The organism is Bradyrhizobium sp. CCGB12 (genome assembly GCF_024199845.1).
GTDB lineage: Bacteria > Pseudomonadota > Alphaproteobacteria > Rhizobiales > Xanthobacteraceae > Bradyrhizobium.
In genome coordinates this window covers 5,966,215-5,989,510 of the sequence record NZ_JANADO010000001.1, presented here as the reverse complement: position 1 = coordinate 5,989,510, position 23,296 = coordinate 5,966,215, and the positions used below count along the sequence as shown (strand labels likewise).

10 protein-coding genes and 1 pseudogene are annotated in these 23,296 nt (G+C 56.6%); 5 read left to right on the top strand and 6 right to left on the bottom strand.

Annotated elements, in window-relative coordinates:
* The first annotated feature begins 760 nt into the window (after positions 1-760).
* Positions 761-3,841: an efflux RND transporter permease subunit gene (locus tag NLM27_RS27330; RefSeq protein ID WP_254146239.1), complete on the top strand. Its 3,081-nt coding sequence runs from the start codon at positions 761-763 to the stop codon at positions 3,839-3,841.
* A gap of 2,711 nt (positions 3,842-6,552) precedes the next feature.
* Here the strand turns inward: NLM27_RS27330 and NLM27_RS27325 are convergent.
* Both NLM27_RS27325 and gmd read right to left on the bottom strand, forming a co-directional pair.
* Positions 6,553-7,560: a GDP-L-fucose synthase gene (locus NLM27_RS27325; protein ID WP_305887607.1), complete on the bottom strand. Its 1,008-nt coding sequence runs from the start codon at positions 7,558-7,560 to the stop codon at positions 6,553-6,555.
* Positions 7,541-8,627 (bottom strand): annotated as a pseudogene (gmd, locus tag NLM27_RS27320) (GDP-mannose 4,6-dehydratase). Before gmd ends, NLM27_RS27325 begins: the two are co-directional and overlap by 20 nt.
* Positions 8,628-9,406: 779 nt before the next feature.
* Here gmd and glmS point away from each other — a divergent pair.
* Positions 9,407-11,230 (top strand): glutamine--fructose-6-phosphate transaminase (isomerizing), encoded by a 1,824-nt coding sequence (glmS, locus tag NLM27_RS27315; RefSeq protein WP_254148944.1) that lies wholly within the window; start codon positions 9,407-9,409, stop codon positions 11,228-11,230.
* Positions 11,231-12,469: 1,239 nt separating this feature from the next.
* Here glmS and NLM27_RS27310 read toward each other — a convergent pair.
* The 4 genes from NLM27_RS27310 to dctA all read right to left on the bottom strand — a co-directional run bounded on the left by NLM27_RS27310 (position 12,470) and on the right by dctA (position 18,279).
* Positions 12,470-12,844, bottom strand: coding sequence for a response regulator transcription factor (locus tag NLM27_RS27310; protein WP_254148943.1), 375 nt, complete (start codon positions 12,842-12,844; stop codon positions 12,470-12,472).
* A gap of 98 nt (positions 12,845-12,942) precedes the next feature.
* On the bottom strand, positions 12,943-13,560 hold the full coding sequence (locus tag NLM27_RS27305; RefSeq protein WP_254148942.1) for a response regulator transcription factor: 618 nt from the start codon (positions 13,558-13,560) through the stop codon (positions 12,943-12,945).
* A 56-nt stretch (positions 13,561-13,616) separates the two neighbouring features.
* Positions 13,617-16,289 (bottom strand): PAS domain S-box protein, encoded by a 2,673-nt coding sequence (locus tag NLM27_RS27300; protein ID WP_254146238.1) that lies wholly within the window; start codon positions 16,287-16,289, stop codon positions 13,617-13,619.
* A 667-nt stretch (positions 16,290-16,956) separates the two neighbouring features.
* Positions 16,957-18,279 (bottom strand): C4-dicarboxylate transporter DctA, encoded by a 1,323-nt coding sequence (gene dctA, locus NLM27_RS27295; protein WP_254146237.1) that lies wholly within the window; start codon positions 18,277-18,279, stop codon positions 16,957-16,959.
* A 1,374-nt stretch (positions 18,280-19,653) separates the two neighbouring features.
* Between dctA and NLM27_RS27290 the strand changes: the two genes are divergently transcribed.
* Genes NLM27_RS27290 through cybH form a run of 3 tightly spaced genes read left to right on the top strand, consistent with a single transcriptional unit; the run spans position 19,654 to position 23,295 of the window.
* Complete coding sequence (locus NLM27_RS27290; RefSeq protein WP_254146236.1) at positions 19,654-20,745, top strand: hydrogenase small subunit; 1,092 nt, start codon at positions 19,654-19,656, stop codon at positions 20,743-20,745.
* A 25-nt stretch (positions 20,746-20,770) separates the two neighbouring features.
* Complete coding sequence (locus tag NLM27_RS27285) at positions 20,771-22,561, top strand: nickel-dependent hydrogenase large subunit (protein WP_254146235.1); 1,791 nt, start codon at positions 20,771-20,773, stop codon at positions 22,559-22,561.
* An 8-nt stretch (positions 22,562-22,569) separates the two neighbouring features.
* Positions 22,570-23,295: a Ni/Fe-hydrogenase, b-type cytochrome subunit gene (gene cybH, locus NLM27_RS27280; RefSeq protein WP_254146234.1), complete on the top strand. Its 726-nt coding sequence runs from the start codon at positions 22,570-22,572 to the stop codon at positions 23,293-23,295.
* Position 23,296: the final 1 nt, after the last annotated feature.

The following is a 23,296-nucleotide window of genomic DNA, read 5'->3' as shown; positions in this document are numbered from 1 at the left end:
TGCCTAGCATCGATCAAGCGCGATGAGAAAAACAGCTGGACGCGTCGAGCCGGCGCTGGCAACAGTGCTGATCGCGAGCGTTGCCGATGTGGTCGTGGGATCGGCCGCTCGTCGCGCGGCTCACGTTTGATTGTCGCAGACGGTCAGAATCGGCAGTGGCCGCTAGTATGCATTTGTGAGACCGACTTCTGTTGGCGCCGGAATAACCGCGCAAGTCTCGCGTATCTTCCAAACCTTCGTATAGGTTTAGCGACCTATTCTATATCCCTCGCTTACCCTTGTAGAGTTGAGACTCCTGTCGACTTGATTGTACTTTCGACGTCGAAGCGGATCATTGAAGAAATGAGTGTGCGGCACAAAGCCGAAATCTGACTCGATAGCTGGAGGTTGCTACCGGCCATTGAGGCGTGAGAAAGAAGTTGATGGAAATGCGCGAACCGACCTTCGCGTTGGAGCTCCATCAACGCTCTTTTTCGTGCCTAGGAGCCAGATGCCGGCGGACTTGGATCGTGGCTGATGCGAGGGGACTGGTTTCCGGGCGTATTCCCAGGTTTTCTCAGGCGCCTGCTCTAGTGTTCCGAGCCGGGCAACCGGGCGATTGACCTAGTGGAGCGAGACGTGCTGCCCGTGAACACGAGCCTTTGCGAGTGATCCTTCTTTCCTCATGCACGGGCATAACGGCAATCGCCGCATTTATCACTATGGCGGTGGCCCGGGTCTGCTTGCCGACTGAATCAGTCTTTTGAATCCGAGCGTCGCGATGGCATTTACCGAGCTTTTCATCAAACGTCCGGTGTTATCGATTGTGGTCAGTCTCCTGATCCTGCTGATAGGCTTTCGCGCGGCCACCGTTTTGCCGATCCGACAATATCCCAAGCTATCTAACACGGTCGTCAATGTCACGACATCCTATCCAGGCGCCTCCGCTGACATGATTCAGGGGTTCATCACGACCCCGTTGGAGCAGGCGGTCGCTTCGGCCGAGGGCGTCGACTACATCACGTCCTCCTCCGTGCTCGGTACCTCGTCGATCCAAGTCTACATCAAACTCAATTTCGATCCAAACGAGGCGCTCACCGAAGTCCTCTCGAAGGTCAACTCGGTCAGATATTTAATCCCTAAGGAATCGAACGATCCGGTCGTCACCAAATCTTCCGGTCAGACGACAGCTGTCATGTATATCGGCTTCTCCAGCGAGGAACTGACGGCCAGCGCGATCTCCGACTATCTCTCGCGCGTGGTACAACCTGTTCTGTCAACCGTAGACGGCGTCGCGGCGGCAGACATCCTGGGCGGCCAAAGTTTTGCGATGCGGCTATGGCTTGATCCTGCGAGAATGGCAGGGCACGGCGTATCACCAGCTGATGTTTCGGCTGCAATCGCCGCCAATAATTTCCAGGCCGCAGCCGGCCAGGCTAAGGGCTACTTCATCGTCTCAGACGTGACGGCCAATACAGATCTGCGGAGTGTGGATGACTTCAAGAACATGGTCGTCAAAGCCAAAGACGACGGCTTTGTTCGCATAGGGGACATCGCGACAGCTGAGCTTGCTGCACAGTCCGCGGACGTCAGCGTCGCCATGAACGGCGAGCACGCGATCTTTATCGGCGTGCAGGCGAGCCCGCAAGGCAATCCGCTGAACATAGTGCGAGGCGTCCGGGCATTGTTTCCAGAAATCGAGCGTAACCTGCCGCCATCGGTGAAGATGAAAGTGGCCTACGACTCCACTAAATTTATCCAATCGTCGATCGATGAGGTGGAGAAGACGCTTATTGAGTCCATCGCTATCGTTGTGTTCGTGATCTTTCTTTTTCTCGCATCGCTGCGGTCGGTCATCATTCCCATCGTCACCATTCCGCTGTCGCTCGTTGGTGTCTGCAGCATGATGCTTGCGCTGGGCTTTTCATTCAATCTCCTGACTCTCCTCGCGATGGTGCTTGCGATCGGTCTCGTGGTCGACGACGCGATCGTCGTGGTGGAGAACATTCATCGCCATCTGGAAGCAGGAGCGACGCCGACGGCAGCCGCTAGGGAAGGGGCGCGCGAGATCGTCGGTCCCGTCGTTTCGATGACGATTACACTGGCCGCTGTCTACGCGCCGATTGGCTTTCTCGGCGGCCTCACCGGTGCGCTGTTTCGCGAATTCGCGTTTACGCTGGCGGGGTCGGTAATCGTGTCGGGCGTGATCGCGTTGACGCTGTCGCCGATGATGTGCTCGGTTTTCCTGAAGAGTGCTGAGGAAGGGCAATTTGCAAGAATCGTAAACCGCGTGTTCGGCGCCATGACAGGCTGGTACGGCCGCAAGCTCGACCGCTCGCTCGACTATCGCCCGATTACCGGTTTGTTTGCGCTGACCATGCTAGGCCTCGTTGCTTTTCTTTATATGCATACATCCAAGGAACTCGCCCCAGAGGAGGATCAGGGCATCGTATTTGTACTAACTAAAGCGCCGAAATACGCCAATATCGACTACCTCGACTATTACGGCGCTAAGCTCGACAAGGCGTTTCAGAAGTTTCCCGAGACCGACTTGCGTTTCGTGGTTAACGGCACCAGCGGTGCGCAGGGCGGCATGGCCGGCATGTTGCTCAAGCCTTGGGACGAGCGCAAACGATCATCGATCGCGCTGAAGTCGTTAGTGCAGGCGGAGCTGTCCAAGAATGAAGGTATCAATGCTTTTGCCTTTAGCCTGCCGCCCCTTCCGGGCGGTTCAGGCGGCTTGCCGGTGCAGATGGTGATCAACTCGACGCTGGGTTTTCAGTCCATCTACGAGCAAATGTCGAAGTTGAAGGATGCCGCGCGCAAGAGCGGCTTGTTTATGGTCAGCGACTCCGATCTTGAGTTTAATCAGCCGGTGGTCCGAATCAGGGTCAATCGATCCAAGGCCAATGGCCTAGGCGTCACCATGCAGAACATCGGAAGCGCGGTTGCGACCCTCCTTGGCGGAAACTTCGTCAACCGCTTCAACCTAGAGGGCCGCTCCTATCAGGTGATCCCGCAGGTGCCGCGCGAGAACCGGCTGACCCCGGAATCACTCGGGAATTTCTATGTAAAGGCTTCGACGGGCGCAATGATGCCGCTGTCAACTGTTGTCTCCATTGAGACCGCGACCGATCCCAACGCGCTCACCCGCTACAATCAGCTCAACTCTGCAACCTTCCAGGCCGTGCCGATGCCGGGCGTCACGATCGGTCAAGCTGTGGACTTCCTGGACGAGAAGGCAAAGGAACTGCCCACAGGCTACAACCACGACTTTCTCGCCGATGCCCGCCAGTATGTGCGGGAAGGTAACCAGCTTGCCTTCACCTTTGTGTTTGCACTCATCATCATTTTCTTGGTGCTTGCGGCGCAGTTCGAAAGTCTGCGCGATCCTCTCATCATCATGGTCAGCGTGCCCATGGCAATCGTTGGCGCCTTGATTCCGCTATTTTTTGGCGCGGCGACGATGAACATCTACACCCAGATCGGACTGCTGACGCTGGTCGGGCTGATTTCTAAGCATGGTATCCTAATGGTCGAGTTTGCCAATGAGCTGCAGCTCAAGAAGAGACTTGATCGTCGCTCCGCCATCGAGATGGCGGCGCGCGTCCGACTCCGTCCAATCTTGATGACCACTGCGGCCATGGTCGCGGGCCTTTTACCCTTATTGACCGCAACGGGTGCTGGCGCCGCGAGCCGCTTCTCGATTGGGCTGGTGGTCGTAGCGGGCATTGCTATCGGCACACTGTTCACGCTATTCGTGCTGCCGGCGCTCTATGTCGCGATCGCGTCGGATCACCGCCCCGACGCGAGTGCGCGCCGCCCGGAGAAGGCCGCCGAGCTCGATCTCATCGACAGCTGACGCAACTCGCCGAGCGATGGCCCTGATGATCAACCCGAGCTCGCTGATTGCTGCTCTAGGTAAGAGGCTGCTCCGTCGATCGCGGATGGTTGACCTTTCTTGACGTAATTGCAGTTCGTGGCGCCGAGAGATACGAAGGTGATCTGCGGCTGCCGCGCTTCGTCTCGATCTAGCGTTGGCTCGAGGAGAACGACTGAGTATGGCAGGCGCCGGTCGAACGCGAAGCGTATGAGCAATAGCTTCGGAAGAGACAGCGCGAGCGAATCGTTCGTGTAGGCTAACGATGGCGCCCGTGGTTATCCTCTCGCCAGAGTGTTGCCGCTCGTTCGGGCACATTGAGCTCGACGCTGACAGGTGGTCCTCAACTTGATCATCCGCGCCGTCGGCGCGCTGAAAGAACGAGGTACCGAGAGCTGGTAACAGCACGGCCAGACCTGATTGAAATGGTATACTGCTTACGAGATCCCGTTCCAGGATCGGGCCCGAAGGGTCTCGCGCGGCTGATCGAACCCTTTTACATCACTAAGCGCCGGGCATTCGAATGGTGCTCTGCGGTCCATCATTGAGCCCGACGGAGGACTGATATGGGTGATCGCGAAGGAGAATCCGAGGCGCGGTCTTTCAGTTCACGTCTCCGACGCTCCGTCCGAATTCATCGCTTCTCAGTTGCGTAGCATGATGGCGCGCGCATTCCGGTAAGCATTTGAAAGCAAACATAAGATGAGCCAAAATCGATGGGACGTCGACCGCGTCGGAGGTCGCCTCGTTTACTCCGATGGCGTCATTCGCGCCTTAGCTGCCTGTCGTGTGTCTTCACGCCAGCGGTGTCAGCATTTGGCGGCGCGCGTTCAGGTGCCGGGGCTGGTTGCGCTCAGATCTCGGGTATGCGCACCCCGAGACACAAAGTGCCAACGACCGGGAAATGATCCACCGTGTAGATGCGGCCCATCAACACAATCGATTTTACCAACTTTGCGGGATGTCGCATAGCAATGACGCGGAATAAAAGAGCCGACGATCTTATCATGACGGTTATCGATCTTTTGCCCAGGCCGGGAAAATCATTGTCGGTGTACGTCGGGCGTCAAACCACGCGCTTGTGCGGTCCGGCGGCGGTTCTAGGTGATCTCTCGCCTAACACTGCGGGTTCGCAGCAGCCGGCGGCGGCCAAAGGGCTAGGCGTCCGTCGGCATATTGTCGCACCCACGAGTATCAGGCCGAGTTCTTCAGCCTTGGTCCAATCGAACGAAAAAGATCAGATTTCATTTGGAATAGATTTCGGCCTTCTGTGCCTAAGGCCATCGGCGAATGCCCTCGCCGAAATTGGACCGTTGGCAGGAGCCCTCCCTCTGCCGACGGAAGTTGGCGCGATGTGTAACAGCGTCGCTCCTTCCGAGACTAACTTCTGCCCGGCCACTAAAAGCGGTCGGGCTTCTTTTGTCGCCGCGTACGAGCGACAGAATACGACCCGGAAATCCTGGATCCAGCTATACCCTTCGTTTCAGCAGCACCCCTTCTCTTGTTGATCTGGCGGATGCATTATGAATGACTGTCATGGAACTGAACGACCGTGAAGTTCATATTGGTCAATCAGAGGACGCCTAGCAATTCATCGAATTGCGCCGAGTGTCGTCGATCCCTAGGAACGGGTTACCTGCGAGAAATGTCCTCGCGGCGGCCCTATTGCGACTACGATTGTTATCGTCGTAATCGGGAGAGACTGTGCATGCCATGGCTCTCGATGGGATATGACATCCGTCGGCTCGCGCATGACTGTTTCACTCAACTGGAAATTATTGCTTTCTTTGCTGCCGTTGCGTGTTGGTATTCAATCGCGCTCACCGAAGCTGCGCTACAGCTTGGCGAGATCAGACGGCTGAAGCGACCTCACACGTAAGCATCATAAACAAACTGACTCGACAGTGAGTCGTGATGTAAAAAAACTATCAAACCAATCGAATGTCGCAAAAAGGTGAAGTGGCTTTGAGAATTCGTTTTGGTGAGGTCGGGGGATTGATCCGAATGTCGATGATTGATGGCATTCTTGGGCGCTTGCGGAGGCTGAGGCGTCCTATGATCATGCCAGCGATTTCTCGCACAGCCTGTTGAACGACCTGGATTGCGGGGGCGGCGCTCAGCGGTTCGAATATCGCGGCTCCGCGTCCGCGGGTGTTGGGACGCTCCAATACGACCCGCCCCGCCAAGGGCGGGGCGTAAAGGCGGGCGGGCATGATGTTGTCGACCTAGCCGCGGACGTTCTCTTTACACGAGTCGCAAGGACGCGGGCACGGCCATGCCGAACCGTATCCGTCCTAGCCCCTCAAAGCGGTCCTGGGTCGGCTTTCCAGCTCGCTAAGTCGTCGGGCCTTTAGCGGCCGCTTCCGAATTACGATGCAAGCGCCAAAGCTGAGATCAGCCGCTTGATCTCAGCCTTTGGTGGCCACCAATTGATATTGCAGGCGGGCTTCCTTATTAGATCCTACGGCCGAATACGTCCTGCGTGCTAAGGAGACGGCCCGATTGTGCCGAATTGCGGTACCGCGAAGTTGTCCGGCAAACGTGCGATCGGCGGTATTGCACTGCGCCCTGCAGACCCGCACATTCATGCGCGGACGCGAACACATTCAGGCTTCGGACATTCGAATCCGCTTCCAGTCCAAATGCCATCACAGCACTCGCGTTAAGAGGCAGGGAGACTCTTGACTGACTGATCATGCACGAAAGCTTCCTCCTTGACGCTCCCCTCGCTGGCAAGCAAGCATATCCTGCTGCCGGCTGTTGGCGTCATCGAGATAGGACAGATATGCCAACCTGATGCCCTCCTCCAGCGAGATGCGGGCTTGCCAGCCGGTTCTGGCCAGGCGGCTGACGTCCAGCAGCTTGCGCGGCGTGCCGTCGGGACGCGACGTGTCGAAGCTGATCTCGCCCCGAAAGCCGACGGTGGCCGCGACCGCGAGCGCCAAATCGGCGGTGGTGATGTCCTGACCGCTGCCGATATTGACCAGCTCCGGCGACGAATAGGTCTGCATTAGGTGGATGCAGGCATCTGCAAGATCGTCGACATAGAGGAATTCGCGCCGGGGCGTGCCGGTGCCCCATACTACAACGTTCGTGGCGCCCGACAATTTGGCTTCATGGAAACGGCGGATCAGCGCTGGGACCACGTGGCTGTATTCGGGATGATAATTGTCGCCGGGACCGTAAAGGTTAGTCGGCATCACGCTGATGAAGTCGGCGCCGTACTGGCTCCGATAAGCTTCCACCATCTTTACACCGGCTATTTTCGCAATTGCATAGGGCTCGTTGGTGGGCTCTAGCGGGCCGGTCAGCAGCGAATCCTCTCGCATCGGCTGCGCCGCCAGCCGCGGATAGATGCAGGAGGAGCCACAAAACATCAGCTTCTCGCACCCGTTAGCATGCGCGGCTTGTATCACATTGATCGATATTGCAAGGTTGTCGTAGAGGAATTCGGCTCGAAGTGTGTCGTTGGCCAGGATGCCGCCGACCTTTGCAGCGGCGAGGAACACCACCTGCGGCCGTTTCGCGGCGAACCAGGTGTTCACCGCTGCTTGGTCACGCAGATCGAGCTCACTTCGCGCCGCCGTCAGGAGGTTCGCCTGCTCGCTCGCAAGCCGGCGCACCAACGCCGAGCCAACCATGCCGCGGTGGCCGGCGACGAAGACGGACTTGCGCTTCAGCTCAAACGGCGTACTGGCCATTGGCGGCACTCCTGACTCGCTTCGGCGAGATCGCTTGCGACCATCTCCTTGACCAGCTGCGCAAAGCTTGTCTTAGGCTTCCAGTCGAGTTTCTGGCGAGCTTTGCCAGCGTCGCCAATCAGCAGATCGACCTCGGTCGGCCGAAAATAAGCCGGATCGATTTGCACCACGGTCTTGCCCGATGCCCGATCGATGCCGGTCTCCTCGACGCCCTGGCCACGCCATTCAATGCTGCGGCCCACTTCGGCAAACGCGCGCTCGACAAACTCGCGCACCGATCGAGTTTCGCCGGTCGCCAGCACGTAATCCTCTGGCACGTTTGCCTGCAGAATGCGGTGCATGCCCTCGACATAGTCGCGGGCGTGGCCCCAGTCGCGCTTGGCCTCTAGATTGCCGAGATAGAGGCGTTCCTCGAGGCCGACTTCGATGCGGGCGACGCCGCGCGTGATCTTACGTGTGACGAAGGTCTCGCCGCGGATTGGACTCTCATGGTTGAACAGAATTCCGTTGCAAGCGAAGATGCCGTAAGCCTCACGATAGTTCACTGTGGTCCAGTAGGCGTAGAGCTTGGCTACGGCATAGGGCGAACGCGGATAGAATGGCGTCGTCTCCTTCTGCGGCACTTCCTGTACGAGACCGTAGAGTTCCGAGGTCGAGGCCTGATAGAACCTCGTCTCCTTTTCCATGCCTAGGATGCGGATCGCTTCAAGCAGCCGGAGCACGCCGATGCCGTCGGCATTGGCCGTGTATTCAGGACTCTCAAAGCTAACAGCAACATGACTTTGCGCAGCTAGATTATAAATTTCATTCGGGCGGATCTGTTGAAGTAGCCGGATTAAGTTTGTGGAATCGGTCATGTCGCCGTAGTGCATTAGGAAGGGCACGTCGCCGGCATGTCGGTCCTGGTATAGGTGGTCGACGCGCGCAGTGTTGATGGAAGACGACCGCCGCTTGATTCCGTGTACCGTGTAGCCAAGGCCGAGCAGATGCTCCGCGAGGTACGCGCCATCCTGGCCGGTAATTCCGGTGATCAGCGCAATCCGTCGTTTTGAATGCTCGTCCGTCATTGTCTGACCTGTCGCGCCCATTCTTATGTCAACCCTCGGGAAGTCATCTCACGCGCAAAGAAGCCCTGTTCTCACACGAAGATGAACAGAACGATCTTGGCCCTCTGATTGTATGGCAGTGTGGGTCAAACGCACCATATACGTTGATATGCATCGCCAATGGAAAGTCGCAGCGGCGAGTTTGGCGAGAGGAAGCCCATGAGCTCTTCTCAATCTGGATGACGACCCGGACATGCGTTGTGGCTGCAAACCTTCGTATAGCTCTTCAAACCTTTTCGCGGCTCAAGGCTTACCTCCGTACGATTGAACTAGAGATCTCGAGGTTTTAGCCTCGTCTTATCAAGCGAGCAGGGGGTTCTGCTTCGGGGAGGCAGTAACTTGATGAGCAGGAATCATGAAGTTCTATCGTAGGAGCCGATATGCAGTGCCGTTCTTTAAGCATGGTCAATCATCAGAGCCTGCGCCATATGACAGTTGCGACCGTCCAACCAACACGAAAACTCTGATCTCGGCACCAATCCCTATCGAGCTACGCGACGAAGAAGCGCTTTCGAACTCAACTTTGAAGAGCCTCCGTGAGAGTACTATGATGCTTGCCCAAGCTAAAAGACAGGGGACCATGTGGGACGATCGAGATACTTAGCTCAAGCTCTTTGCCTGCGGAGTTGCGTTCCAGCGAATCCTGCAGCGATCATTGAACATCTTACGTAGTCAATTTGGCCAAGTCGTTTCCCCCGCCTGGCTCTTGCTTGCTCGAAAGTCAGGGTGCGTTTATCGATATGTGCGGAATCGTTGGCATCTTAGGACGTGGTCCGATCGTCGGAAAACTGGTCGATTCGCTGAAGCGGCTCGAATATCGGGGATACGACTCTGCAGGCGTGGCAACGCTCGAAGGTGGCTGTCTTGAGTTGAGACGTGCCGCCGGAAAGCTGATAAATCTTGAGGTGCGCCTTCGCATCGATCCTCTCTCGGGTCATGGCGGTATTGGCCACACGCGATGGGCTACTCATGGCAAGCCGAGCGAGAGCAACGCCCATCCGCACGTCACGGATAACGTTGCCGTCGTTCATAATGGGATCATCGAAAATTTCCGCGAGCTGCGCGGCGAACTGGAGCAGAACGGCGCTGAGTTTGTCTCCGAGACAGATACCGAGGCGGTAGCTCATCTTGTAGAGTCATATTTGCGCGAAGGGTACCTTCCGCAGGACGCGGTAAAAGCGTCGTTGCGTCGGCTGCGCGGCGCATTTGCGCTGGCGTTCCTGTTCAAAGGCTACCATGATCTCATGATCGGCGCGCGCAAGGGGGCACCGCTCGCGATCGGTCACGGCGACGGCGAAATCTATCTAGGATCGGACGCGATTGCGCTCGCGCCCCTAACCGACACTATCACGTATCTTGAAGATGGCGATTGTGTTGTTCTCACCCGTGCGAATAGCGTGATCTATGACTCGACTGACGTTGTCGTTCACCGGAAAGCATCAAAGCCAAATGTATCCTCGGTCATCGTCGACAAAGCGCACTATCGCCATTTCATGGCCAAGGAAATTCACGAGCAGCCGGAAGTGATTGCTCGGACGCTGGCGCATTACGTCGATATGACTGCCGAGCGAATATTGCCGATCGAGTTGCCGTTTGACTTCAATTCCGTTCAACATATCTCAATCACGGCGTGCGGTACGGCCAGCTATGCCGGCCACGTCGCCAAGTACTGGTTCGAGCGCCTGGCGCGCATTCCCGTCGATATCGATGTAGCCTCTGAATTTCGATACCGAGCCGCACCTTTGCGCGAGGGGGATCTCGCGATCTTCATCTCTCAGTCAGGGGAGACCGCCGATACTCTCGCCGCGCTGCGCTACGCCAAGGCGAAGGGTCTGCACACAATATCGGTAGTCAACGTGCCGACGTCAACGATTGCGCGAGAGAGCGAAGCCGTGTTGCCGACGCTGGCAGGGCCGGAAATCGGCGTCGCCTCAACAAAAGCGTTCACTTGCCAATTAATGGTGATGGCCGCGCTCGCGGTCGCAGCTGGCAAAGAACGTGGCGAATTGTCCGATATCGATGAATCGAGACTCGCGCGCGAGCTGATTGAAGTTCCGCGGTTGATTGCTGCGGCTCTGCAGACCGAGCCGGAGATCGAGAAAATCGCGCGAGAAATCCCTAAGTCAACTCATGTGCTCTATCTCGGTCGCGGCACATCATTCCCCCTAGCTTCGGAGGGCGCGCTCAAGCTAAAGGAAATCTCCTATATCCACTCGCAAGGCTATGCCGCAGGAGAGCTCAAGCACGGCCCAATTGCGCTGATCGACGATGCCGTGCCCGTGGTCGTTATTGCGCCTTACGACGCGCTCTTCGAAAAAACCGTTTCGAACATGCAGGAAGTTGCCGCACGTGGTGGCAACATTATCTTGATCACTGATGCGAAGGGAGTTTCTGAAGCGACAGTGGATACTTTTGCGAGGATCGTGCTTCCACACATGGTCGCAACCTTCGCGGCGATGGTGTATGCTATTCCAATCCAGCTCTTGGCTTATCATGTCGCTGTAGCGATGGGCGCAGACGTTGATCAGCCGCGCAATCTCGCGAAGTCGGTGACGGTCGAGTAGGCCCCTCATAGCTATCGGGATTGCGCACTTCGCCTGGCAAAAGTGCAAGGCGGGCCACTCACGCGCGCCGATCCCGTCCTCAGGATACGAAGTCGCGCGCTGCATATCCGCACCAGAGACAACGCGTCTGGAATTGGAGGTCGGGATGTGAAGGGGGCCACCGAATCTCTAATGGTATCAACGATGTCAATCATCGCCATTGGGCCTTTTGTACCTGGACCGAAGCAATGTTTCATAGTGAGGGGTTGCAAAGTGTCGCCCCCCGGAGGCCACGCGCGTGCATCCGGCCACGTCGCGTTGATTGGAATCAGAAAGCAAAGAAATACGTTGAACGAAACTGCCGGATGCTCCTGTATAACCTCGCAGGTCGCCTCGCTCACAGGTTAACCGCGGAGGAGCGTGGTCGCTGAGCTCGTCATGCAGCGGCAGAAGAGATAGTACGCGTGACGGTGCGTAGCGCGCCGCGGGGTGAGACTCTGCTCGTCGGAATACGATCTGCCCTAAAGGCGTGTTTTTTATGTTAGCAAGCTTACAGAAAGCGCTCAGTGAGCTGAGGCACTTCATTGAGTCCGCGCATACGGACCCGCTGCGATGGTGTGTTTTAAGCGCTGACGAAACCCGACCGACGCCCAACGTCGCGCAAGCCGTGCGCGACATAGCTTATCAATCTTTGACACTGGTGACGTAGCCGATCAGGCATAGTTCCACATGAATCTCTCACGCGCTCCGTCCCCTGTGGCTGTGGTCAGGTCAGCCTTTTCGTAAGTTGCCGAACATAACTCAACGTCGAGGCGCCCGACCAATCTCCCGGGCACAGAGGCACTCGACAGTTGCTGCGATGCAGATCATCAGATGGAGCTGTGAGAACATTGGTCCAGCCGCAGATGGCGATCCCCCGCCAACTATTAGATTGGAGAATCGAATGGTTTGACTGAAGCGTCAGAGACATCTATTCGTGGGCGGCGAGCGGCCTTGTAAACGTTGCAGACGACTTGCAAGTGAGAATTCGAGCCGTCGCTCGTGCTCTCCATGCGGCGGGAAGGAAACCGTTTTACGAGCTCGCGGCCTCCATTAGGCTTAGCGGGCTCCTTCACGGTAGTCTTTGTAATTCCACTGAAGGCCTGCCAATGTCCGACCTTGATCGGCGCTCTCGGGTCCAGATCTATTCCCTCCTTAGACTGAGTGCCGAAGGCGCTAAGCGGCAGAGGGCTAGCTCGAGAGCAAAGTTGAAATGTTATATCAGGCGCCAGTCCCGCCGCGGTGTTCCTCCAAGGCGGCCTTGAGGCACTTGATCAACGCACGTCCGGCGAAAGGCTTGGCCAGGAACCCAATCGCTCCGGCGGCCGAAGCTGAGTTGCGCGTGCGGTCATCAGGAAAGGCAGTAATGAGAATGCACGGCGTATAGTGACCCCGGGCTCGTATCTCTGCCAGGAGTTCCAAGCCGTTCATGACTGGCATCTGCACATCCGTTATCACGCAGGATGTTTCGGTCAACTCGGGTGACGCCAAGAACTCCCCGGCAGACGCAAACGGGTGAACGATGTAACCTCGTGACTTCAACAGGTTCTCTATTGCGGCACGCACCGACGCGTCGTCATCAACGACGGAAATCAAAGCCACAAGACGAGCCCTCCTGACGGGGAAGGCGGTTGCCGAAGCATTGGCCTACCTGGACGAACTTGGGCTTCGCAAGTGAGATTGTAAAATCATACTTAGGTTTGCTCGGTGCTGCTCGCACGAAATCCCAGTGTGGCGGCCATTGTGATCAACTCGGCAAGAGAACGTGCACGCATCTTCTTCATCACGTGTCCCCGATAGATCTTGACGGTAATCTCGGCCAGCCCGAGCTCGGCGGCTATCTGTTTGTTCATTAGACCGGTAGCGACCAATTTCATTACTTCCTGCTCGCGTGGGCTTAACGCTTCGAACAACGACCGTAGGTGCGTGACTATCTGCTCGGCGGCGCGCCTCTTGCGGTCCTGTTCGGTCGCAGCAATCACAGCATCAAGCAGTTCTTGATCGCGAAAAGGCTTGGTTAGGAAATCGACCGCTCCACCTTTCATGGCCTTGACGCTCATCGGTATGTCACCATGACCTGTAATGAAAATAACCGGAATGTTGATGTTCAACTTGGCGAGTTCGCTCTGGAATTCTAGGCCGCTCACCCCTGGCAGTCGGACGTCAAGAACCAGGCAGCTAACAACGTCCGGAAGCTTGGTCTGAAGCATTTCACGGGCCGATCCGAACGTGACGGCGTCAAGTCCTACCTGTTGAAAAAGATTTGTGAGCGAGCGGCGCATCGAGACATCGTCCTCAACGATGAAGACCATCGGTCCTGCTGCTCCATCGGTCTTACTGTCTTTGCGCGGTGGCTCAAAGCTTGCGGTCACGGGATGGCCTCCTTATGCAGTGGGAGGGCGAATTGAAAAGTTGCGCCAGGCTCCTGCTTACGAACAACCGAAAGCCGCCCTCCGTGAGCTTCCAAGATTGAACGGCAGATTGAAAGACCCATCCCGAGGCCGCTCGATTTAGTAGTAAAGAAGGGGTCCAAGATGCGGTCTATGTCATCCTCGGCAATCCCGATGCCGCAATCAGTCACAGCAATCTCAACACGTCCCATATCGTCCATGCTTGACTGAAGCACCAGCTGGCGAACACGGTCCTTGATGGCTTGCATGGCCTCGATCCCGTTCATCACTAGATTGATGATCACTTGTTGCAGTTGAACCCGGTCGCCGAGTATAGGGGGAAGAGTGGGCGTCAACTCGATTCTCAAAGTCACTTGGTGATTGGCCAGTTCACGTGTCACCAGTGCGACGGCCTCCTTAACGACCTCATTGATATCTAGCGTTACCATCTCGATTTCGCTTTTCTTCGCAAGTGCCCGGACCCGGCGGATCACCTCGCTTGCCCGAATGGCGTCTTCAATAATCCACTCGACCGAGCTGCGTGCTGCCGAAAGGTCTGGAGCTTCGCGACCCAACCAACCGAGGCACGCGTCCGCATTGCTGATGATGGCGGAAAGCGGTTGATTTACCTCGTGAGCGATGGAGGTTGTTAGCTCGCCAAGCGTTGTCACGCGCGTAACATGCGCAAGCTCGGCGTGAGCCTTCCGCAGCTCCTGCTCGGCCTGCTCTGCGCGAATGGAGGCAGTGATATCAGTGCTGACGCCACGGTAGCCGAGAAAATTGCCGCTTACATCGAAAAATGGCTTGCCACTGGCTCGAATGTAGATCGCGGCTCCGAACCGGTCGACGGTTCGATAGATTAAATCGCGAAATGGGAGATGCGCGTCTAGTGCGGCGCGATGTTGGCGCCACTTTTCGGGTTCTGCTTCTATGTCGGACGCAATTTTCCAACGAGGCTGGCCCATGAGCTCTCTGGCCAGAATGCCCGCATAGCTCGTGTGCTCCGACAAGTGCGTGACACGATGGTCCGCCCCGGTCTCCCATAGCCAGTCAGAAGCCGTTTCGGCGTAGTCGCGAAAACGCTGCTCGCTTTCGCGCAGGGCAGCAAGAGTGTTTTCCAACCTTTCTCTGGCAACGTGTTGACCAGTGACGTCCATATGTGTTCCGATTAGTTCGCTGACCCTGCCGTCGCTGCCGATTACAGCATGCGCAACGCTATGTATGCGCCTCACCTCGCCGTCGGGAAGAAGGATTCGGAAGTCATATTCGTAGTTCCCTCCGTTGCCTTTCATCGCCTGATCGGTAACGTCGCGAAGCCGCGGGACGTCGTCCGGATGTATGCGCGACATGATAGCATCAATTGATGCTCCTTCCTCCGGATCGAAGCCAAACAGACGATCAACTTCGGCAGAGCGATAGACGAACTCGCGTTCGCAGAGATCCCAGGACCAACTGCCCGTGTGACTGAGATGCTGTGCTTCGGCCAGATAGGCCTCGCTACGGCGCAGCAGCTGTTCAGCCTGCTTTGCGGACGTGATGTCCGTCGCGGCTCCGACAAACTCGACAACTCCTGGCGCCGTTGTCGTCGATCGTGCCCGCGCGCGGATGTACTTCACCGAGCCGTCCGGCATGAGCAGCCGGTACTCGTGCTCGAAATGTTCTTGGTCTCGCATTGCTCGATCGATAACCTCCTGAACGGAAACCCTATCTTCCGGATGGGTCCGGTCCAGCACGAGTTGTGATGATGCTTCGATCTGCGGATCGTACTCGAAAATACGAAAAGTCTCTTTCGACCAAAAGACCTCGTTAGTGGCGACATTCCACCCGAAGCTTCCGGTGTGGCTCAATTCCTGTGCCTGATGCAAATGAGCTTCACTCCGCAGCAGCGCAAGTTCGGTCCGCTTTCGCGCGCTGATATCTTCGCAGGCAATGAGAACGACAGGCTTGTCATTAGCCCATTGCAGGGCTTTGGCGTTTTCACGCACCCACATTGCCGACCCGTCCTTCCTGATTTTCTGGACCTCCCAAGTGTGCGATTGGCCAATGTTCTCAAGACACGTCACGACGCATTTGCGAACAAACTCGCGATCGTCTTTCAGCAAGATATTTAGGACGGAACGGTCGATCAGCTCGTGGGGCGCATAACCGAGTTGTGTGGCACCGAAAGTATTGACGTTGAGAACCGTTCCGGCTTCATCGACCATGAAGTACATGACGGGATTGTGCTCAAAGATTGCGCGCCCCCATTTCTCACTATCCTGCAAATCGGCAGCGGATTGTTCGAGCTTGGCTGCAGTCTTTAGCGCAGTTTCCCTTTGTTGGCGGATTGTTCGAATCAGGTGCGTTCCGACAATTGAAGTCGTGAGGAAAGCGACAACCACTGAAATATCTTGAGGATCATCGATATCGAGACTGAGACTTGGCGGCGCAAAGTAGTAAGTTAACGCCACTATACAAGCCAAGGAAAGCGCGACCGAGGCAATAAAGCTGTCTGTGAGTGAAAACAGCAGTGCCACCGTCAAATAGGCGAACGCCGTGGTGGCAAGATGTGCATGCAGGTGCAGTGAAGTTAGCGTTACCGCGGCGATCGTAACGCTATATAAAAGAGCCTGGGTGGCTGAACGTCGCAAATCAATGGGCTGGTTACTCATGTGTGTAAATCATCCGGCCTTCTTATGGCGGAGAGGTTAACATCCTACGCAAAAAGCTCAATTGCCCTCGGCTCAGCTACGCTCGAGGGCGATTCCAAGCTCAGTATTCGGCGCGGAAGACAGCACGGCCCGAAGGGTGGTGCATCCCAAACGTTCGTATAGTTCTTTTAAACCTTAAGGTATCGGGGCGCTTAGATCGGTCCTAATCTCGCGGTCTTAGTCGATCATCGGAAGCACAGTCGCCGAATTACTCGCAAGCTGTCGGAAGCCTGGCGTGTCTAATCAGCCGTCGGTCAAGCGCGGCCGCGGCTCCGGTTGCCATGCGACGAGAGGCTTCCTCGCGTCAGCTGTTGCACTTCGCTCCTCTCTTGAATTTCACGAGGGCCGTCGAAGCAAAGACCACCCGCGCGCCCCCTCCGCGAAAGCTTAATTCTTACTCGCGGCCCAGAGCAGTAGAGATATCGGAGGCGCCCCATCCTTGTCGGCTGCGTTCTCTCTACTCAAACGTGCAGATCGTGGCCTTCCGGCCTAATCCAGTCGGGCAAGCGAGCAAGAGGCGGCCGAGCAACGGTGGGGGCGGCATTCACGTGCGGCTGCTGCCGAAATGAACGATCAAAACGTACATCGGCTGCGCATGACTTCAAACGTTTTGAAACATAGCATCGCCTTACTTGGCACTGCTTCTCGGCTCGACATCGTTTGAATCCCTATCGTTGTTTAGGCGCGCATGCAATGTCGTATGCTCCAGTTCGCCCTCCCACCAAGACACGAACACGGCGGCGATGCCATTGCCCACGATGTTGGTAAGCGCTCGCACCTCACTCATGAACTTGTCGATCGAGAACACGATCGCCATGCCGGGCACCAGCACTGGGTTGACCACCGACAGCGTGGCAGCGAGCGTAATAAAACCCGCGCCAGTGACGCCGCTTGCGCCCTTCGAAGTCAGTATCGCGACGAATAGAATTGTCAGTTGCTGGCTAAAAGTGAGATCGACCCCCAACGCCTGTGCAATGAACAAAGTCGCGAGCGTCATATAAATATTGGTGCCGTCGAGATTGAAGGAGTAGCCGGTCGGCACCACGAGCCCCACGACAGACTTGGAGCAGCCTAGCCGCTCGAGCTTCTCCATCAATTGCGGCAGCGCGCTCTCCGAAGACGAGGTGCCGAGCACAATCAGGAGTTCATCCTTTATATATGCGATAAACTTGAAGATCGAAAAACCGATGAATCGTGCAATCAGGCCGAGTATAAGTACGACGAACAGCGCTGCTGTCGCGTAAAATAGAGCGACCAAGCCGATCAGGTTGCCGAGCGCAGCGGGGCCGAACTTTCCGATCGTAAACGCCATGGCACCGAACGCGCCGACTGGGGCCGCCTTCATAATGATGGCGATCAAACCGAAAAGCGCGTGCGCTGAGTCGTCGATCATGCCGCGCAACCTCTCTCCGCGTTTGCCCAGCGCCATCAGCGAAAAGCCGAAAAGGACCGCGAACAGAAGCACTTGCAGAACGTCGCCGCGGGCGAGTGCGCCGACTACGGTGTCAGGAATGACATTGAGGATGAAATCGACAGCTTTCGAGGCTTCCGCCTGCTTCACGTAATTGGCAACCGCCATGGCGTCGGGCTTGACGGCGAGCCCACGGCCGATTTGGAACAGATTGCCTACCAATAGGCCGAGCACCAAGGCAGACGTGGAGACGATTTCAAAATAGACCAGTGCCTTGACGCCGACCCGTCCAACCTTCTTTGCATCCTGAATATGCGCGATTCCGGATACCACGGTGCAAAAGATTATCGGCGCGATCACCATCTTGATCAGCTTAATGAAGCCGTCCCCAAGCGCCTTGATGCAATCGTTGGTCGCAAGTGACGGCCATAACCACCCGACGAAGACGCCAATCAGGATGGCGATCAGCACCTGAATGTAGAGAAGTTTGTACCAAGGTCGCGACGCTCCAACAGGCGTCGCAGTTGCGATTGTGGTCATGCCTTCCTCCCGAAAACTCGAAGACTGCGCCGTCCCGTGCTGAGAGGCGGCGCATCAACGAGTCTGTTGTTCGCGCCCTGTCCGATTGAAGACGCTGTTTGTCGAAGGTCCGACATCCGGCAGCGTGATTCTAAAAGGTGGACGCTCGATTCTGTGTATCTTCTGTCGCCAAGCAAAATGCGCACCGCGCGCGGACGCCGCGGACGATCCGCCGGTCTGAAGATGATCGGCTCCTTTTGGGGATGTTGAATGGCAGCGCTCCGTCGGGCCCGCCGATTGCGAATGCAAGCTAAGCCCAACGCGCGGCATTGCTTCAGCTCAGAGAGGTCTGCAGCAACTGAGGGGACAATGGGAGTCGGTAATCGGCGACCGTCCAGAGCATGCTTTTCGACCGTGGCAATAGTTCACCCCGAGCTGTCGCTTTTTGGTGCCTATCAAGCATTTCGATGCAAACGCCGTTGCGTCCTCGGCGAGTGTGGCCTCGGGCGGTACTGGATGGCTGAATCGGCACCCGGTGTTAGGTGCTGGTGGTCGATGCAACATTCTCCAACATTGGTGAAATCCATTGTTTGAATGGGAAGCATCCAGGTGATGGAAGCACGGAAGCACTCGGCGAAAGCTATGCCGATAGCCTGCGGAAAGGCTTGGTGGTGCAATCCGGATCTCGGCAAAGGGATCATATTGTTCGACAAGAAGCACGCGGGCTTATGCGCCTAAGGAAGGTTGCTGATCAGGCGAGCGCACATTGAGAATGCCGCGCAAGGGAAGCGCGGTGCGCAAGAGCTGAGGAGCATATCCCTTCGCCCCTTCTTCTCGGCCTATCACTCGAAAATGGTGCGGATCTGCCAAGCGCTTCCCGCGCAAGTGCATCATCCGTGTCGAAGCCGAGCGGGCGTGCCGGCATGGGCAAATCTTTACAATTGTCGTACGCGCTTCGACCTTAAGAGACTTTCTTGAGCGTACATACGATATATTCACGTTCTTTCGTGCACCGCCGGATCACCCTGCTTGGTGGATTTGTTTCGCATAAACGTCTAAATCAGACACGAATGGGCAGAGTTGGACAGTTAACGGCGCACTGATCGAACACAATGAACCCGAATTCTCTGTAAGACAGGCCTGCTTAGAACTCACGGCCCGATATCGTAATGGTTTATTAGCTCACCAATAAGCGCTCCTTGGCTTCTGTTCTATCGTGCGCTCCCTTGCGGGCGTCCCAATCAAAGCCCTCCGGCTGGCCTGTGTCCGACCGATATCCGGCGTCGACAATTCTACCGCCAGATCGCAGGGCGGCGGCTTGGTGTCTGTCATCAAATTGTGCTTGGCCTGCTTTTTGCTCCGCTCGTCGGCAATTCGGCAGGGCTGGAAGGAATCATGGGCGAGACGACTGAAACGTTTTACGGCGTGATCAGACGCCAGGGTATTACGCGTCGCAATTTCCATAAGTTCTGCAGCTTGACGGCAACCAGTCTCGGGCTCAGCCCGCTGGCGGCAAAAGATATTGCCAGTGCGCTCGAGACCAAGCCTCGTGTGCCGGTAATCTGGATGCACGGACTCGAATGTACCTGTTGTTCGGAAAGCTTTATGCGTTCGGCCCACCCCTTGGTCAAAGACGCGGTGCTGTCGATGATTTCGCTCGATTATGATGATACCATCATGGCGGCAGCCGGACATCAAGCCGAAGCTATTCTTACGGAGACCCGCACAAAATACAAAGACCGGTATGTCCTCGCCGTTGAAGGCGCTCCTCCGCTGAATGAAGACGGCATGTTCTGCATTGATGGCGGCAAGCCGTTCGTCGAGAAGCTTCGATCGATGGCCGAAGATTGCGTGGCAATCATCGCTTGGGGCTCCTGCGCGTCCTGGGGCTGCGTGCAGGCAGCCAAGCCCAACCCAACTGAGGCGACGCCGATTGATAAGGTCATCACGACCAAGCCGATCATCAAGGTGCCTGGCTGTCCGCCGATCGCCGAGGTCATGACTGCCATTGTGACCTTCATTGTTACGTTCGGAAAACTTCCCGAGCTCGACCGTCAGGGGCGACCAAAGATGTTCTATTCTCAGCGCATTCACGACAAATGTTATCGTCGTGCTCATTTCGACGCTGGTCAGTTTGTGGAGGAGTGGGACGACGAGTCCGCACGAAAGGGCTATTGTCTCTATAAAATGGGCTGCAAAGGGCCGACCACCTACAACGCCTGCTCAGCCGTTCGTTGGAACGGTGGCGTTTCCTTCCCGATCCAATCCGGCCACGGCTGCTTTGGTTGCTCTGAAGATGGCTTCTGGGACAAGGGTTCATTTTACGACCGGCTTACGACCGTTAAGCAATTCGGCATCGAGACGAATGCCGATCAGATTGGCATGGCCGCTGCCGGCGCGGTAGGTCTAGCCGTTGCCGCGCACGCGGCAATTACTGCAGCGAAGCGGCTGACCCGCAAACGCGACGGCTCAGCTCAGGAAAAATGATCGAAATTTCAGGGCTGGAATATCGGTGCGCATCAAGACACCCAATGGATTCACGACCGATAATTCGGGCAAGCGCATTGTCGTCGATCCGCTCACCCGGATTGAAGGCCACCTTCGCGTCGAAGTTGATCTCAACGCAGATAACGTGATCTGCAACGCTGTCTCGAGTGGAACGATGTGGCGTGGCATCGAAACCATCCTGCGCGGGCGCGATCCGCGCAATGCCTGGGCGTTCACGGAGCGGATCTGCGGTGTTTGCACCGGCGCCCATGCGCTCACCTCCGTGCGCGCTGTTGAGAATGCCCTCGACATTATGATTCCGGAGAATGCCAATTCGATCCGCAATATTATGCAGCTTTGCCTGCAAGTGCATGATCACCTCGTGCATTTTTATCACCTGCACGCGCTGGATTGGGTGGACGTGCTCTCGGCGCTGAAGGCTGATCCAAGGGCGACTTCGAGACTGGCGCAGTCAGTTTCGCCCTGGCCGCTGTCATCGCCGGGCTATTTCAAGGATCTGCAGATCAGACTCACCAAGTTCTTCAACTCAGGGCAGCTCGGCCCTTTCAAGAACGCCTATTGGGGGCATCCGGCCTATAAACTTTCGCCCGAAGCGAACTTGATGGCGGTGACGCACTATTTGGAAGCACTCGACTTTCAGAAGGAGATCGTGAAGATCCATGCGATCTATGGGGGCAAGAATCCGCATCCCAACTGGCTGGTCGGCGGCGTGCCCTGCGCGATCAATGTTGACGACACTGGCGCGATCGGAGCCATCAATATCGAGCGGCTCAACTTGGTGTCCTCAATCATCGACCGTTCGATTGACTTCGTCGAGCAGGTTTATCTACCGGACATCACACTGATCGGTTCGTTCTACAAGGGCTGGCTGTATGGCTGCGGGCTGTCGGACAGGTGCGTGATGTCCTACGGCGATATCCCCGAGAATGCCAACGACTATTCTACAAATAGTCTGAAGGTGCCGCGCGGCGTCATTCTTAACGGCAATCTCAAGGAGGTCTTGCCAGTAGACCATGGAGATCCCGATCAGATCCAAGAGTTTGTGGCCCACTCCTGGTACAAATACCCTGATGAGTTCAGAGGACTGCATCCGTGGGACGGCATCACCGAGCCGAATTTCCAGCTTGGCGCCAACCTCAAGGGTACCAGGACCGACATCAAAGAGCTCGATGAAGGCGGCAAGTATTCCTGGATCAAGGCGCCGCGCTGGCGCGGCAATGCCGTCGAAGTAGGACCGCTGGCGCGGTACATCATAGGATATGCGCAGGACAAAGCGGAGTTCAAGGAACCGGCTGAGAAACTGCTAAAGGCACTCAAGCTTCCCGTGACTGCGCTGTTCTCTACGCTCGGCCGCACCGCGGCGCGCGCGCTTGAATGCCAGTGGGCAGCACATCAGATGCGCCATTTCCAGAACAAGCTGGTGGCCCACATTAAGGCGGGTGACACCGCGACCGCCGATGTCAGCAAGTGGAACCCTGAAAGCTGGCCGATGGAAGCCAAGGGTTACGGTTTCACCGAGGCGCCGCGCGGTGCGCTCGGGCACTGGATCAAGATCAGGGACCGCAAAATCGACAACTATCAATGCGTCGTGCCCACGACGTGGAATGGCTCGCCCCGCGATCCCACTGGCAATATCGGCGCATTTGAAGCCTCTCTGCTCGGTACGCCCATGGCTGATCCGGGAAAGCCGTTGGAGATTTTACGTACGATCCATTCTTTCGATCCGTGTTTGGCGTGCTCGACCCACGTCATGAGTCCGGAGGGCCAGGAACTGGCTTCGGTCACGGTCCGCTAGGAGGTGTCATGTTGAACAAGACCGCGCAAGTCACTGCCCTTAATTCCATCGGCGTCGCAGGGAAAAACCGTGGTGCTGGTCGTGACGTCGTCTACGTCTATGAAATGCCGGTGCGGCTGTGGCATTGGCTCAATGCGGCAGCCATTGTGGTGCTGGCCACAACTGGCTACTTCATCGGAACCGCGGTGCCGACCACGCCAGGAGAGGCAAGCGACAAGTTCCTGTTCGGCTATATCCGATTTGCTCATTTCTCAGCGGGTTATGTACTCACCGTCGGCTTCCTGCTGCGCATCTATTGGGCCATGATGGGAAATCCTCATACCAGGCAGATTTTCTACGTGCCGATCTGGCGCAGGTGCTTTTGGAATGAGCTGCGGCAGACGATTCGCTGGTACGCCTTCCTTGCGGTCACGTCGGAAAAATGTGCGGGCCACAATCCCGCAGCTCAGCTCATGATGCTTTCCATGTTCACACTGACGACCGCATTCATGATTGTAACCGGCTTCGCACTTTATGCAGAGGGCTCTGGCCGCGAAAGCTGGCAATTTAGGCTGTTCGGCTGGGTTTTTGCGATCCTGCCGAACAGTCAGGACGTCCATACATCGCACCATCTCGGCCTGTGGGTGATCGCGACATTTGTGCTCATCCACATCTATACGGCGATTCGCGAAGACATCATGTCGCGCCGGAGCATCTCCGCCATAATTTCGGGTGAGCGCGATTTGCGCGATTGAG

What these genes read in the sequence shown, in the direction of transcription:
- NLM27_RS27325 (WP_305887607.1), bottom strand. Translation starts at nt 7,560, where the DNA reads ATGGCCAGTACGCCGTTTGAGCTGAAGCGCAAGTCCGTCTTCGTCGCC.
- NLM27_RS27305 (WP_254148942.1), bottom strand. Translation starts at nt 13,560, where the DNA reads ATGGTCTTCATCGTTGAGGACGATGTCTCGATGCGCCGCTCGCTCACA.
- NLM27_RS27300 (WP_254146238.1), bottom strand. Translation starts at nt 16,289, where the DNA reads ATGAGTAACCAGCCCATTGATTTGCGACGTTCAGCCACCCAGGCTCTT.
- NLM27_RS27290 (WP_254146236.1), top strand. Translation starts at nt 19,654, where the DNA reads ATGGGCGAGACGACTGAAACGTTTTACGGCGTGATCAGACGCCAGGGT.
- dctA (WP_254146237.1), bottom strand. Translation starts at nt 18,279, where the DNA reads ATGACCACAATCGCAACTGCGACGCCTGTTGGAGCGTCGCGACCTTGG.
- glmS (WP_254148944.1), top strand. Translation starts at nt 9,407, where the DNA reads ATGTGCGGAATCGTTGGCATCTTAGGACGTGGTCCGATCGTCGGAAAA.
- cybH (WP_254146234.1), top strand. Translation starts at nt 22,570, where the DNA reads ATGTTGAACAAGACCGCGCAAGTCACTGCCCTTAATTCCATCGGCGTC.
- NLM27_RS27330 (WP_254146239.1), top strand. Translation starts at nt 761, where the DNA reads ATGGCATTTACCGAGCTTTTCATCAAACGTCCGGTGTTATCGATTGTG.